Below are 13,390 nucleotides of genomic sequence, written 5' to 3' on the forward strand. Positions count from 1 at the left end.
CAAGGTTCTCTCGGTGCGGATAGGTTGGGTGGGTGAGGACACAACCGCACGTACTAGGGATTGTGCTTGCCGGCGGAGAGGGTAAGCGCCTTTACCCGATGACCGCGGACCGAGCCAAGCCAGCCGTTCCCTTCGGGGGCGCCTACCGACTCATCGACTTCGTGTTGAGCAATCTCGTGAATGCCGGTTACCTCCGGCTCTGCGTGTTGACTCAGTACAAGTCCCATTCCCTGGACCGCCACATCTCGCAGACGTGGCGACTGTCCGGTTTCGCCGGGGAGTACATCACTCCGGTCCCGGCACAGCAGCGTCTCGGTCCCCGGTGGTACACCGGCAGCGCCGACGCCATCTTCCAGTCGCTGAACCTGGTGTACGACGAGGACCCCGAGTACATCGTGGTCTTCGGTGCCGACCACGTGTACCGAATGGATCCGGAGCAGATGGTGCAGCAGCACATCGACTCCGGCGCGGGCGTCACCGTCGCAGGTATCCGGGTTCCGCGCAGCGAGGCATTCGCGTTCGGCTGCATCGACTCGGACGAGAACGGCAAGATCACCCAGTTCCTGGAGAAGCCGGCGCAGCCGCCCGGGACCCCCGACGACCCGGACGTCACGTATGCGTCTATGGGCAACTACGTGTTCACCACCAAGGTGCTCGTCGATGCCATCAAGGCGGACTCCGAGAATTCCGACTCCGACCACGACATGGGCGGCGACATCATCCCGGCGCTCGTCGAAGCAGGCGTGGCCTCGGTCTACGACTTCAACGACAACGTCGTTCCCGGTGCCACCGAACGCGATCGCGGCTACTGGCGAGACGTCGGCACCATCGACGCCTTCTACGACGCCCACATGGACCTCGTGTCGGTGCATCCCATCTTCAATCTCTACAACCGCCGCTGGCCCATACGCGGATCGGCCGAGAATCTGCCGCCCGCCAAGTTCGTCCAGGGCGGCCTCGCTCAGGAATCCGTCGTCGGTGCCGGCTGCATTCTCAGCGCCGCCACCGTCCGCAACTCGGTACTGAGCTCGAACGTCATGATCGACAGCGGCGCGACCGTCGAAGGCAGCGTCCTGATGCCCGGTGTCCGGATCGGCAAGGGTGCCGTCGTTCGGCACGCGATCCTGGACAAGAACGTCGTCGTCGGCGACGGCGAAATCGTCGGAGTCGATCTCGAACGCGATCGCGAACGCTTCAACGTCAGTGCCGGGGGAGTCGTCTCCGTCGGTAAGGGCGTCTGGATCTAGAGCAGAGCCTGCGGCATGTGAGTGGAAGTTCGTAGCGTGCTACGGATTTCCACTCACATGGTCACGCCCGCGACGCGCAGATCAACCCGTCGCCCAGAGGGAGCAGCACCGTCGTCAGGCGCTCGTCCTCGGCGATGGCTCGCGCGGCCGATCGAACGGCCACCGCAGTTGCGTCTCGTTGAGTCGGATCTGCAACCCGTCCACCCAGCAATGCGTTGTGCAGCACCAGAACTCCGCCGGGGCGTAGCAACCGCACACTCTCGGCGACGAAGTGTGGATGGTCCGCCGGGCTGGCGTCGATGAAGACCAGATCGTAGGTGTCATCGGCCAATCGGGGGAGCACGTCCAACGCCCAGCCGTTGATCAGCCGAGTGCGGGACGGCGCGATTCCCCCTGCCCGGAATGCTTCTCGCGCTGCCCGCTGGTGTTCGGGCTCGGTGTCGATGGTGGTCAGCACACCGTCCGCTCGCATCCCGTCGAGCAACCACAGACCGCTGATTCCCGCGCCCGTTCCAATTTCGACGACCGTCTTCGCGCCGAGCATCTGAGTGAAGATGCTCAGGATGGCACCGACGGACGGCGGCACCGGAGCGGCACCGAGGTCGACGGCTCGCTCTCTGGCTGCGATCAGAACCTCGTCCTCCTGAGCGGAGTCTTCGGCATAAGCGAGCATCTTCTCGGCGTTGGTCGGCACGTCCCGAGGTTATCGTGCCCGGGGCTCGATCTCACGCACACATTCTCAGGTGGGCCTCAGGTGATTCATACCGGACCCACACGCGGGTCGGTCAGGCTATGGAGGAATCGCAGGTCCGTCTCGATTGCGAAGTGTGAGCTGGAACATCCGAGGGTAGTCGTCGGTTGCATCAGAAGGACGTACGCAGTCCTGAGCAGGAGGATCCAACTATTTACAAGATCAACGGCGATCGCGACATCGCTCTTCTACCCGAGTCCGTGCCCACCCCCGACGACCTCAGCGGCACCGCAGTGTTCGATGCGACCGGCGAGAACTCCACCATGCCGTCCTGGGACGAGCTCGTTCGCGAACACGGCGACCGCGTCTACCGACTCGCGTACCGCCTCTCCGGCAATGCCCAGGACGCCGAGGACCTGACTCAGGACACCTTCATCCGCGTGTTCCGCTCCCTGTCGAACTACCAGCCGGGAACGTTCGAGGGCTGGCTGCACCGCATCACGACCAACCTGTTCCTCGACATGGTTCGTCGCCGCAGCCGTATCCGCATGGAAGCACTGCCCGAGGACTACGACCGTGTTCCGTCGGACCGGCCCAACCCCGAGCAGATCTACCACGACGCTCGCCTCGACCCGGATCTGCAGTCTGCGCTCGATTCGCTGGCACCCGAGTTTCGCGCCGCAATCGTGTTGTGCGACATCGAAGGACTGTCGTACGAAGAGATCGGTGCGACACTGGGCGTCAAGCTCGGAACGGTTCGTAGTCGCATTCACCGTGGCCGTCACGCGCTACGGGAGTACCTTCGAGTGCACGGGAAGGTCGACTCGGGTCACGCAAGTGTCCACTAGCTACGAGGAGGGTTGGATGACGCAGGCACGCAAGCCTCGGCAATTCAGCTCCACCGAACATCTGGCCAGTGAAGCCGTCGCAGCCTACGTCGATGGTGAACTACGAATGCCCGCTCACCTCCGCGCCGCTCACCACCTCTCCGAATGCCCGGAATGCTCGGCCGAGGTCGAGGCGCAGCAGCAGGCGCGTCGTGCGCTGCGCGGAGCAGGCGAGATGTCGATGCCACATTCGCTCCTCGGTTTGCTGAGCCAGATTCCGTCCTGTGCAGGCGAAGACGGGCCCGCTCGATCCAAGCGGTCGTTCATGGCGTCCGTCGAGGCCGTGCGCCGTCGTCGACGCTGACCGCCGCGTTTTCTGCCCGACGAGTCCTCACCTGCATCGAGCTGCCCCGACCGCTCGAGTGATACTGAACTCTCACACCGACGTATGCGAGGGGTAACCGGACGCGTGACATCGAATTCGACCAGCACCGAGACCACAGGCACAGCAGACGAAGGTCCACGGTTGCCGCCGCGTCCGGTCCATCGACCCACCGTCGATCCGGTGTCGGCCTCGGTGTTCGGACGTCCCGATGACGTCGGCGGTTCGTTCTCCCCACGTCGCCCCGACGAACAACTGCCTTCCCGGCTGTCGGTCCGGCCGCCGGACCCCGTCCTGGCCGAGGCCTTCGGACGTCCCGACGACGCCACCGAGTCATTGCAGCGCGACCCTGACGCCGTCGACGAGTCCGACGCCGGCCCCCAGGTTCCGGCCGATCCGTGGCGTGATCCCGCGTCCCGAGTGTCGCTGGGCGGCGCGGCCCTCGACACCCCACCACCTCCTGTACTCCCTCCTGGAACCAAGCTCGGCGTGCGCGACGTCTTGTTCGGGCGATCGGTATCCGTGCGGGCGCTCGTCGTACTCGGTGTCGTTGCCCTCGTCATCGGCTTGGTCGGTGGACTGTTCGGCCGCCTGACCGCCGAAGTGACCGGCGCACTGACCAGCCAGAAAGTGACACTGACCCAGTCCAGTGGCGACGACGTCCCACGCGGCCAGATCAGCAAGGTGGCCGACGCGGTCCTGCCGTCGGTCGTCTCCATTCAGGTGACCCTCGGCGAGACCGGAGGCACCGGCTCGGGCGTCGTGATCGACGCCGACGAGGGCTACATCGTCACGAACAACCACGTGATCTCGCTCGCCGCATCCGACGAAGACAAGTCGACTCTCGAAGTCACCTTCTCCGACGGCACCAAAGTGCCCGGACGCATCGTCGGCCGCGACACCAAGACCGACCTCGCCGTACTCAAGACGGACGTCGGCAACCTCACCGAGGCTCAGCTCGGGCGCTCCGACGACGTCCGCGTCGGCCAGGACGTCATCGCCGTCGGGTCGCCGCTCGGCCTGAACAAGACGGTCACCTCGGGCATCGTCAGTGCGCTCGACCGCCCCGTCGCGCTGTCGGGGGAGGGCACCGACACCAACGCCGTCATCGACGCGGTACAGACCGACGCAGCCATCAACCCGGGTAACTCCGGTGGCCCCCTCATCGACTTCGAAGGTCGCGTCATCGGCATCAACTCCGCCATCCGAAGCGAGAGCGGCGGATCGGTGGGACTGGGCTTCGCGATACCCGTCGACGAGGTCACCGAAGTAGCGCAGGCCCTGATTCGGGACGGCGTCATGCGGCACCCGGATTTCGGGATCAACGCGCGTTCGGTGATCAACGAAACCTCGGCCGGCGCAGAAGTTGCCAACGTCCGGGCCGGTGGGCCGGCCCAGCAAGCCGGAATCGTCGAAGGGGACGTCATCACCAAGGTCGGCGACCGCTCGGTGGGGGACGCGGACGAGCTCGTCGTCGCGGTGCAGGAAACCACGATCGGCCAGGCGGTGCCGGTGCAACTCGTCCGCTCCGGACGGCTGGTGGACCTGTCCGTCACGCCGGTTTCCGACTGACGACGTAGGCTGGCACCCGTGTTCGGCAACATCGGTTGGGGAGAGCTCGTCATTCTCCTCGTAGCAGCTCTGGTCATCCTCGGCCCGGATCGTCTCCCCGGTGCCATCAGCTGGGTGTCGAAATCGCTCCGCCAGGTCAAGGACTACGCCAACGGCGCGAGCCAACAACTCAAGGACGAGCTCGGCACCGACTTCGAGGACCTGCGTAAGCCCCTCGCCGACCTCAACCAACTCCGCGGCATGACACCCCGAGCCGTGATCACCAAACACCTGCTCGACGGCGACGACTCGGTCTTCAAGAACCCGCTGGACGACACCTTCAAGGGCAAGCCCTTCGACACCAAGCCCAAGAACATGGGCGGACCGACGCCGCAGAACGGCGTGTCCTCGGGCAGTACATCCGGGGGAGCCGTGTCGATGAGCAAGAACGAACCGAAACTCGCGGCGGGCGATACCCCGCCCATCGACGCGGACGCCACGTAGGCATAGCCCCAACCGGCCCGACGAACCACCCAGTCTGCAGGCTGCGCCCGCCCGACCGCTGCGCCCCCCGTCGGATGAATGTGGGATTCAGTCGCTCTGAGTGCAACAAAGGCGCATTGATCCGCGGCGGGGCGGGGCGGCGGGAGCGGGCGGGCCAGTGGCTAGAGCACCTTGTTCAGGAAGTCCTGGGTGCGTGGGTTCTGTGGATTCCCGAACAGCTCGTCGGGTGTTCCCTCCTCGACGATGACGCCCTCGGCCATGAAGATCACTCGATCCGCGACCTCACGCGCGAAGCCCATTTCGTGGGTGACGACCACCATCGTCATACCGCCCTTGGCGAGGTCGCGCAGTACCTGCAGAACTTCGCCGACCATTTCGGGGTCCAGGGCGCTGGTGGCTTCGTCGAACAGCATGATCGACGGGTTCATGGCCAGTGCCCGCGCGATGGCCACGCGTTGCTTTTGCCCACCGGAGAGGTTGGCGGGCTTGTAGTCGGCCCGCTCGGACAGTCCTACCTGTTCGAGCAGCTGCAGGGCCGCGTCCTTGGCCTGCGACTTCGTCATCTTCTTGGTTTCGACGGGTGCGAGCATGACGTTCTCGAGGGCTGTCATGTGCGGAAAGAGGTTGAAGTGCTGGAACACCATGCCGATGTTCTGGCGCACCTTGTCCAGGTCCACGTTCTTCGCCGTCAGGTCGGTTCCGTCGACGACGACCGATCCGGCGGTGATGTCTTCCAGCTTGTTCAGGCAGCGTAGGAACGTGCTCTTGCCGGAGCCGGACGGTCCGATCACGCAGACCACTTCACCGTTGGCGATCTCGGCGTCGATGCCCTTGAGAACCGTGTTGTCGCCGAACGCCTTCTGCAGGGCCTTGATCGAGATCTTCGTTCCCGGACCTTTGTCGACCGGCAGGTCCTTGGTCAGTTCGGTGCTCATTTGTTGATCCTCTTCTCGAGCCGGTTCGACAGCTTGGTGAGAGCCATGATGATGATGAAGTACAGGACGCCGACGATGAGCCACATGTTGAACGACTCGAAGTTGCGAGCGATGATCAGACGACCGGTCTGCGTCAGCTCGGCGAGGCCGATGACCGAGAGTAGCGACGTGTCCTTGAGTGTGATGACGAACTGATTGATGTACGACGGGATCATCGTGCGAATTGCCTGTGGCATCACCACTTTTCGCATCGACTTGAGGTAGCTGATGCCGAGGCTGCGCGACGCCTCCATCTGGCCCTTGTCGACGGCGAGGATGCCGCCGCGGACGATCTCGGCCATGTAAGCACCGGCGTTGAGCGAGAGTGTGATGATGCCTGCGGTGAACGCCGACATCTGAAAGTTCAGTGCCGCGGGTACGCCGAAGTAGATGAAGAATGCCTGCACCAGAAGTGGTGTGCCACGGAAGATGTCGACGTAGGTGGTACCGATGCCGCGGAGCACGATGTTGGTCGAAACGCGGAACAGGCCGAAGATCCCGCCGAGTACCAACGCGATGGCGATGGAGATGACGGTCAGCACGATCGTGAGCCACAGACCCTTGAGCAGCAACTGCCAGCTGCTGGCGATCAGGCCGGGGATGGAGGTGTCGGCGGTGGACGCGTCGGCGTTGAGGTAGGTGTCGAGAATTTCGTCGTACTGGCCGTTGGCGCGCAGGTTTTCGAGTCCGGTGTTGAACTGTTCGAGCAACTGGGCGTTTGTGCCCTTGGCGACCGCGAATCCGTAACTCGCACCGGCTTCCTTCTCGGTGACGGTCTTGAATCCGTTGCCCTGGGTGATGCCGTAGGCGAGCACCGGGTAGTCCTCGAAGGCCGCTGCGGAGTTTCCGGTGCGCACTTCCTCGAACATGGTCGCGGAGTCGTCGAAGCTGCGGATGGTGAAGCCGTACTGATCGGCGATCGACGTCGCGAACGTCGCACCCTCGGTGCCGTTCTTGACCGCGACCGACTTACCGCGCAGGTCTTCGTAGCCCTTGATCTCGTCGTTCGAATCCAGAATCGCCATCTGGACACCGGAATCGAAGTACGGATCGGAGAAGTCGAAGGTGGCCTTGCGCTCGTCGGTGATCGACATGCCGGCGATCATTCCGTTGAACTGGCCGCTGGTGACGCCCTGAAGTGCGGTGTCGAAACCGACCTGTTCGACGGTGTAGTCGAAGCCCTGGTCGACGGCGATGGCCGCGAGCAGGTCCATGTCGATTCCGACGAGTTTGCCTGTCTCGTCCTGGAATTCGAAGGGCGCGAACGTGGTGTCTGTCGCGATCGAGTAATTCTGGGCAGGCGGGGCAGGTTGTGCCGACGCCAGCCCGGGACCGAGTACGGATCCCAGCAGGGTCATCAGCAGTGCGATCAGTACCGGAACGACGACCGGCCTGACCCGATGCGGCTTCTTCATGAAGGCCACTCTCTATCGACAGTAGGATTGAAGGCAAATCATAAGGCTCCAACCCTGTCTCCCGCGTCGTTTGTCGGGTATAAGCGCCTGCCTTACAGTTTCCGGGTCGTGTCGATTCCCAGCGACATTCCCACCAGTCCGCGCTCGCGTACCGCAAGCTTTGCGGCGACCGACTCGAGTGCTTGTGCTGCAGGCGAATTCGGGTCGCTCAGTACAATCGGCGTGCCGGCGTCGCCGCCCTCGCGGACGGCGGTGTCGAGCGGAATCTGGCCCAGCAGAGGCACCTTTGCACCCACGGCCTTGGTGAGGCGATCCGATACGTCCTGTCCGCCACCGGATCCGAAAATATCCATGCGGGTACCGTCGGGCAGCTCGAGCCAAGACATGTTCTCCACGACGCCCGCGACGCGCTGACGCGTCTGCAGTGCGATCGCTCCGGCGCGCTCGGCGACCTCGGCAGCGGCTTGCTGAGGGGTGGTGACCACGAGGATCTCTGCGTTCGGAATCAGTTGTGCGACAGAGATTGCCACGTCGCCGGTGCCGGGCGGAAGATCGAGGAGGAGCACGTCCAGGTCGCCCCAGAACACGTCGGCGAGGAATTGCTGCAAGGCCCGGTGCAGCATGGGTCCGCGCCAGACGACCGGGGTGTTGCCCTCGGTGAACTGAGCGATCGAGATGAACTTCACGCCATGCGCCTGCGGCGGCATGATCATCTTCTCCACCTGCGTGGGTCGCGCGTCGTTGCCGAGCATGCGGGGAACGGAATGGCCGTAGATGTCGGCGTCGAGCACACCCACCGACAGGCCGCGGGCGGACAGGGACGCGGCAAGGTTGACCGTCACGCTGGACTTACCCACGCCGCCCTTGCCCGACGCCACCGCGTACACGCGCGTCAGCGATCCGGGTTGCGCGAAGGGAATGACCGGCTCGGCGGAATCGCCGCGCAGGGACTTGCGCAGTGCGGTGCGTTGCTCGTCGTTCATCACGTCGAGTTCGACCGTCACGGTGCCCACACCCTCGACGTCGGCGACGGCGTTCTTCACGCGATCGCTGATCTCGGTCTTCATCGGGCAACCGGAGGTCGTCAAGTAGATGCCGACGCCGACGGCTCCGTCGGGGGCGATGTCGATGCTCTTGACCATGCCGAGGTCGGTGATGGGTTTACGGATCTCGGGGTCGATGACCTTCGTCAGCGCGGTCCGAACGTCGGATTCGGTCAGTACAGCCATTGCTTCATGCTAGGCGGTGCACCGAGTCCCGATGAACAGCAGGGCAGCTCGATCTAGTGCTGCGTTGAATTCAGTGAATCCGCGGCAGCTGGTCCGAGGAGGGCACGATGCCGGTGGCGTAACCGGCCGACCATGCGAGCACGTTCGCCACGTAGGCCATCGAATTGTTGTAGCGCAGGATTGCTCGGGTGGTCGAGGCCAGGTCGCGGGCGTTGGTGCCGTCGTCGCACAGGTACATACCGGTGGCCAGGGCCGCGTCGTACAGGTTCTGTGGGTCGGAGACTCCGTCGCCGTTGCCGTCGGCGTGGTAGAGGTTCCACGTAGAGGGCAGGAATTGCATCGGGCCGACTGCGCGGTCGTACTGGGTGTCGCCGTCGAGTGCGCCGCCGTCGGTGTCACGAATCACCTGATTGCCGGCGAGGGTGCCGTTGAGAACCGGTCCGAGAATGGGCTCGTGCAGTTCGCCCGAGTCGTCGACCTTGCCGTTGTTGGCGTGGGTGGACTCGACGCGGCCGATGCCGGCGATGACGGTCCAGCTGATGCCGCAGCCGGGCTGCTGCTGGGCCAGGATGCGCTCGGCGTTCTTGTAGGCGGAGACGTTGACGACCGGGATCGCGATGGGGCTGACAGCAAGGTTGGTGGGCAGCTCGGGTGTGGGCGGGATCTCGGGAGCTGGGGCGGGCGCGGGGACCGGGGCGGGTGTCGGCAGCTCGGCCTGAGCCACCGGCTGCGCCTGCTGGTCCTGGGCGATCGGCTGCGGGGTCTCGACCACGGAGTTCGATTCCTGTGCGGCCGGGGCCGTCTTGGCGGTGACGAACGGGATGTATTCGGTGGCTCCGGCGCTGGTCGCGGCCGTGACGAGTCCTGCGGGGACGAGGCCTGCCAGAGCAATCACCGAGTTCCGTCGAACCTTGGAATTCGATGCTTTTCTGTGACGACCCACGCGCGCTGTACCTCCTGATTTCCCCGGATGATCTCCGGGGCCCGACCTGATGACCGGGATCGAGGGTACCTGATTCGAGACTGTTCCGTTATCGGGCCGTTACCAGGCGCGGAGGGGTGCGCGGTTTATTGCGGGTCGGTCTCGCCCGACGCGTCGTCGGCCAGGCGTGCGGCCGCTTTCTTGCGCGCCTTCTTCGGTGCGTTGGCGGGTTGACCCGTCGCTTGTTCCAGCAACGCCCTGATGTCGTCGAGTTCGCGGCGCAGATAGTCACGGGTGGCGACTTCACCGACGGCGATACGCAGAGCTGCGAGCTCCCGCGCGAGGAACTCGGTGTCGGCCTTGGTCTGCTGAGCCCGCGACCGATCCTCTTCGAGAGAGACGCGGTCGCGATCGTCCTGCCGATTCTGGGCGAGCAGGATCAACGGCGCGGCGTACGCGGCCTGCGTCGAGAAGGCGAGGTTGAGAAGGATGAAGGGATACGGGTCCCACTGCAGATTGACGGCCACGACGTTGAGGAAGATCCAGACGATGACGATGCCGGTCTGAATCGCCAGATAGCGTCCGGTGCCCAAGAACCTGGCGGCTTTCTCACCCGACTTGCCGAGATCGAAGTCGAAGTTGACGTTGAACAGCCGCGAACCGCGCGGCGTGTCCATTCTTTGGCGTGCTGTTTCTTTCACTGTCCGGCCACTTCCTGATCTCGCCAGTCCTCGGGCAGCAGGTGATCGAGGACGTCGTCCACGGTCACGGCCCCGACCAGGTGGTCCTCGTCGTCGACCACCGGGCCGCAGACGAGGTTGTACGTCGCGAAGTACCGCGTCACCGCGGTCAGGCTGTCCTCGGGGGACAGCCGCGGGAGTGCGCTGTCCACGACTCCGCCCACCAGACTCGCCGGGGGTTCTCGCAACAGTTGCTGCAGGTGAACACAGCCCAAATATGGGCCGGTCGGTGTTGCGGTCGGCGGCCGCACCACGAACACCAGTGAGGCCAGCGCAGGCGTCAGGTCGGGGTTGCGTACCCGAGCGAGGGCCTCGGCCACCGTCGTCGACGCGGTGAGGATCACGGGCTCGGGCGTCATCAGACCGCCGGCGGTGTCGGGGGAGTGCTCGAGCAGGCGGCGGACCGGCGCGGAGTCCTCTGGATCCATCAGTCGCAGAAGCGATTCCGCTTCGGTCTCGGGTAGCTCGCCGAGGAGGTCGGCGGCGTCGTCGGGGTCCATGGCCTCGAGCACGTCGGCACCACGGTCGACTCCGAGGTAGTGCATCAGCTCCACCTGATCGTCGTCGGGCAATTCCTGGACGACGTCGGCGAGGCGCTCGTCGTCGAGGGCCCGCGCCACCTCCATGCGGCGCTTGACGGGCAGCTCGCGCATCGCATTCGCCACGTCGGCGGCGCGCAGGTCCTCGAACTGCATCAACAGCTGCGCCACACCCTGGTCGGGCATCGACAGTTCGTTCTGCGTGAGCCCCTGCACGTGCTGCCAGTCGACGACGTGGATGGCACCGCGTCGCGCAAGGCGTTGGCGCTGCTTACGCACCGCCACGCGTGCGACCTTCCAGTCTCGAGTTCGGGTGAGCTCGATGCCGAGATCGACGACGACGGAATCGGTGTCGTGCAACTCGTCGAGCTCGGGATCGTCGACGCGCACCTTGGAGTCGAGTATCTGCGCGAACACCAGGATCTCGTTCGCGCGCTGAGTGAATCGGCGCAGACTGACGTTTCCGGTGGTGAGCTGAACGGAGTTGGGCTCGATGCTGGTCACTCGCAGCATCGGGACGAAAATTCTTCGGCGCGTTGCCAATTCGACCACGAGTCCGAGGACTCGCGGCTGTGCCCTGCCCACGCGCATGGAGACCACCACGTCGCGCACTCGCCCGATCGATTCGCCGTCGGGGCCCAGGACGCCGAGGCCGGCGAGCCTGGCCGCGAATACCTTGCTCAGTGCTGCCATGATGGCAAGGTTAGAGGCTGGGCAATACAGCGGGTGAATCAGACAGGGGTAGTGCTTTCGATGGGTGCTTCGGGATTGCGTCGATCGGTACTGGCCGTTCCGGGCAGTTCGGACAAGATGATCGCCAAGGCCAAGGGCCTGCCTGCGGACGCGATCTTCCTCGATCTCGAGGATGCCGTCGCGCCGATCGCCAAGGTCGAGGCCCGCGCGCGCATCGTCGACGCGTTGAACTCCGACGGTTGGGGCGATCAGCTCAAGGTCGTGCGCGTGAACGACTGGACGACGCAGTGGACGTACGGAGACGTCATCGACGTCGTCTCCGGGGCGGGTGGCAATCTCGACGCCATCCTGTTGCCGAAGGTCGAGTGCGCGGCGCACGTGCAGGCATTGGATCTTCTTCTCACTCAACTCGAGAAGGAGCACGGTCTCGACGTCGGGGCCATCGGCATCGAGCCGCAGATCGAGAGCGCACGCAGCCTGCGCAACATCGACGAGATCGCGACCGCGAGCCCCCGGGTGCAGACGTTGGTGTTCGGGCCGGCCGACCTGATGGCGAGCGTCAACATGCGCACCCTCGTCGTCGGGGAACAGCCGGTGGGATACGACACCGGCGACGCCTATCACCACATTCTGATGACGATCCTGCTGGCGGCTCGGACGCACGGATTGCAGGCAATCGACGGACCGTACCTGCAGATACGCGATCTCGATGCGTTTCGCCGGGCCGCGGGACGGACGGCCGGCCTCGGGTTCGACGGCAAGTGGGTGCTGCATCCGACGCAGATCGAGGCGGCCAACGAGATCTTCGCGCCACGACAGGACGATTACGACAAGGCCGAGCTGATTCTCGACGCGTACGAGTTCCACACCTCGGCGGCGGGCGGCGCTCGCGGTGCGGTGATGCTCGGCGACGAGATGATCGACGAGGCGAGCCGCAAGATGGCGCTGGTCGTCTCGGCGAAGGGCCGCGCGGCCGGTCTGACACGCACGACGACGTTCGAGCCGCCCACCTCCTGATCCACGCAGTGTTCGCGGACAGAACAATGGGTGTGACGGTGCCGGAGCGGAGCCTGCAGAAGCGACCGGAAAAGTCCGTTTCGGGGCACAATGGAGTCATGACCAATCCCCTCTCACAGCCGGGCCGCCCAGGGCAAGGACTGCCGACGCCGCCGTCCGGTTGGCCCATCGGTTCCTACCCCACCTATGCCGAGGCGCAGCGCGCCGTCGATTTCCTCTCCGACGAGGAATTCTCGGTACAGGACGTCACCATCGTCGGCGTCGATCTGATGCAGGTCGAACGCGTTCTCGGCCGGCTCACCTGGCCCAAAGTCATTGGCGGAGGCATCGTTTCGGGTGCATGGTTGGGCGTGTTCCTCGGTCTCGTCCTCGGGATCTTCAGCGAGAACATCTTCGGCGCGTTGCTCATCGGCGTCGGCGGCGGCATCATCTTCGGCCTGATCTCGGCGTCCATTCCGTATGCCGCGACCAAGGGACAGCGTGATTTCGCGTCGAGCATGCAGTTGGTCGCCGGACGCTACGACGTCATCTGCGAGCCCCGGACGGCAGAGAAAGCACGCGACCTGCTCGCCAAACTGTCGATTTGATCACAACGGTTGGACGACCAGGCAACCGACAGGTAACGGAATAGCCCCAAATCGCCCTCGAGGCCAGTGAGT

Annotated in this window: 14 protein-coding genes; 7 read left to right on the forward strand and 7 right to left on the reverse strand. The window is 64.7% G+C overall.

Annotated elements, in window-relative coordinates:
* The first annotated feature begins 32 nt into the window (after positions 1–32).
* Positions 33–1,247 carry a glucose-1-phosphate adenylyltransferase gene (glgC, locus tag JLZ96_RS21495; protein ID WP_027498053.1) on the forward strand — a complete coding sequence of 405 codons (1,215 nt, stop codon included), beginning with the start codon at positions 33–35 and terminating at the stop codon, positions 1,245–1,247.
* 61 nt (positions 1,248–1,308) lie between these two features.
* Here glgC and JLZ96_RS21500 read toward each other — a convergent pair whose 3' ends face one another.
* On the reverse strand, positions 1,309–1,920 hold the full coding sequence (locus JLZ96_RS21500) for an O-methyltransferase (protein WP_032365496.1): 612 nt from the start codon (positions 1,918–1,920) through the stop codon (positions 1,309–1,311).
* A 239-nt stretch (positions 1,921–2,159) separates the two neighbouring features.
* Here JLZ96_RS21500 and sigE point away from each other — a divergent pair, with 239 nt between their 5' ends.
* The 4 genes from sigE to tatB all read left to right on the forward strand — a co-directional run bounded on the left by sigE (position 2,160) and on the right by tatB (position 5,202).
* Positions 2,160–2,786 carry an RNA polymerase sigma factor SigE gene (sigE, locus tag JLZ96_RS21505; RefSeq protein ID WP_374758061.1) on the forward strand — a complete coding sequence of 209 codons (627 nt, stop codon included), beginning with the start codon at positions 2,160–2,162 and terminating at the stop codon, positions 2,784–2,786.
* A gap of 16 nt (positions 2,787–2,802) precedes the next feature.
* Positions 2,803–3,129 carry a hypothetical protein gene (locus JLZ96_RS21510; protein WP_032365497.1) on the forward strand — a complete coding sequence of 109 codons (327 nt, stop codon included), beginning with the start codon at positions 2,803–2,805 and terminating at the stop codon, positions 3,127–3,129.
* An 84-nt stretch (positions 3,130–3,213) separates the two neighbouring features.
* Positions 3,214–4,719 (forward strand): S1C family serine protease, encoded by a 1,506-nt coding sequence (locus JLZ96_RS21515; protein ID WP_032383844.1) that lies wholly within the window; start codon positions 3,214–3,216, stop codon positions 4,717–4,719.
* 18 nt (positions 4,720–4,737) lie between these two features.
* Positions 4,738–5,202: a Sec-independent protein translocase protein TatB gene (gene tatB, locus JLZ96_RS21520; RefSeq protein WP_167327612.1), complete on the forward strand. Its 465-nt coding sequence runs from the start codon at positions 4,738–4,740 to the stop codon at positions 5,200–5,202.
* A 161-nt stretch (positions 5,203–5,363) separates the two neighbouring features.
* Here tatB and JLZ96_RS21525 read toward each other — a convergent pair whose 3' ends face one another.
* From JLZ96_RS21525 to JLZ96_RS21550, 6 genes are all read right to left on the reverse strand, one after another.
* Entirely contained in the window at positions 5,364–6,137 is a 774-nt protein-coding gene (locus tag JLZ96_RS21525) for an amino acid ABC transporter ATP-binding protein (RefSeq protein WP_051365249.1), read from the reverse strand.
* The gene (locus JLZ96_RS21530; RefSeq protein WP_201011212.1) at positions 6,134–7,591 is read right to left on the reverse strand and encodes an amino acid ABC transporter substrate-binding protein/permease; all 1,458 of its coding nucleotides are present in this window, start codon (positions 7,589–7,591) and stop codon (positions 6,134–6,136) included. Before JLZ96_RS21530 ends, JLZ96_RS21525 begins: the two co-directional genes overlap by 4 nt.
* Before the next feature lie 92 nt (positions 7,592–7,683).
* On the reverse strand, positions 7,684–8,820 hold the full coding sequence (locus tag JLZ96_RS21535; protein ID WP_201011213.1) for an Mrp/NBP35 family ATP-binding protein: 1,137 nt from the start codon (positions 8,818–8,820) through the stop codon (positions 7,684–7,686).
* Positions 8,821–8,890: 70 nt separating this feature from the next.
* Positions 8,891–9,763: a lytic transglycosylase domain-containing protein gene (locus JLZ96_RS21540; RefSeq protein ID WP_027498044.1), complete on the reverse strand. Its 873-nt coding sequence runs from the start codon at positions 9,761–9,763 to the stop codon at positions 8,891–8,893.
* Between the two features lie 125 nt (positions 9,764–9,888).
* Complete coding sequence (locus JLZ96_RS21545) at positions 9,889–10,419, reverse strand: DUF1003 domain-containing protein (protein WP_045840756.1); 531 nt, start codon at positions 10,417–10,419, stop codon at positions 9,889–9,891.
* A 20-nt stretch (positions 10,420–10,439) separates the two neighbouring features.
* Positions 10,440–11,714, reverse strand: coding sequence for a magnesium transporter MgtE N-terminal domain-containing protein (locus JLZ96_RS21550; RefSeq protein WP_027498042.1), 1,275 nt, complete (start codon positions 11,712–11,714; stop codon positions 10,440–10,442).
* Positions 11,715–11,774: 60 nt separating this feature from the next.
* Between JLZ96_RS21550 and JLZ96_RS21555 the strand changes: the two genes are divergently transcribed.
* Both JLZ96_RS21555 and JLZ96_RS21560 read left to right on the forward strand, forming a co-directional pair.
* Positions 11,775–12,731: a CoA ester lyase gene (locus JLZ96_RS21555; protein ID WP_032369628.1), complete on the forward strand. Its 957-nt coding sequence runs from the start codon at positions 11,775–11,777 to the stop codon at positions 12,729–12,731.
* 98 nt (positions 12,732–12,829) lie between these two features.
* Positions 12,830–13,318 (forward strand): general stress protein, encoded by a 489-nt coding sequence (locus JLZ96_RS21560; RefSeq protein ID WP_027498040.1) that lies wholly within the window; start codon positions 12,830–12,832, stop codon positions 13,316–13,318.
* The last annotated feature ends 72 nt before the right edge of the window (positions 13,319–13,390 follow it).

Source organism: Rhodococcus sp. NKCM2511, from assembly GCF_014905595.1.
Classification (GTDB): Bacteria; Actinomycetota; Actinomycetes; order Mycobacteriales; family Mycobacteriaceae; genus Rhodococcoides; species Rhodococcoides fascians.

Bases quoted from the DNA above. Each gene is read 5' to 3' on its own strand.
- JLZ96_RS21500 (WP_032365496.1), bottom strand. From the start codon at position 1,920: ATGCTCGCTTATGCCGAAGACTCCGCTCAGGAGGACGAGGTTCTGATC.
- JLZ96_RS21510 (WP_032365497.1), top strand. From the start codon at position 2,803: ATGACGCAGGCACGCAAGCCTCGGCAATTCAGCTCCACCGAACATCTG.
- JLZ96_RS21515 (WP_032383844.1), top strand. From the start codon at position 3,214: ATGCGAGGGGTAACCGGACGCGTGACATCGAATTCGACCAGCACCGAG.
- JLZ96_RS21525 (WP_051365249.1), bottom strand. From the start codon at position 6,137: ATGAGCACCGAACTGACCAAGGACCTGCCGGTCGACAAAGGTCCGGGA.
- JLZ96_RS21530 (WP_201011212.1), bottom strand. From the start codon at position 7,591: ATGAAGAAGCCGCATCGGGTCAGGCCGGTCGTCGTTCCGGTACTGATC.
- JLZ96_RS21535 (WP_201011213.1), bottom strand. From the start codon at position 8,820: ATGGCTGTACTGACCGAATCCGACGTTCGGACCGCGCTGACGAAGGTC.
- JLZ96_RS21545 (WP_045840756.1), bottom strand. From the start codon at position 10,419: ATGGACACGCCGCGCGGTTCGCGGCTGTTCAACGTCAACTTCGACTTC.
- JLZ96_RS21550 (WP_027498042.1), bottom strand. From the start codon at position 11,714: ATGGCAGCACTGAGCAAGGTATTCGCGGCCAGGCTCGCCGGCCTCGGC.
- JLZ96_RS21555 (WP_032369628.1), top strand. From the start codon at position 11,775: ATGGGTGCTTCGGGATTGCGTCGATCGGTACTGGCCGTTCCGGGCAGT.
- JLZ96_RS21560 (WP_027498040.1), top strand. From the start codon at position 12,830: ATGACCAATCCCCTCTCACAGCCGGGCCGCCCAGGGCAAGGACTGCCG.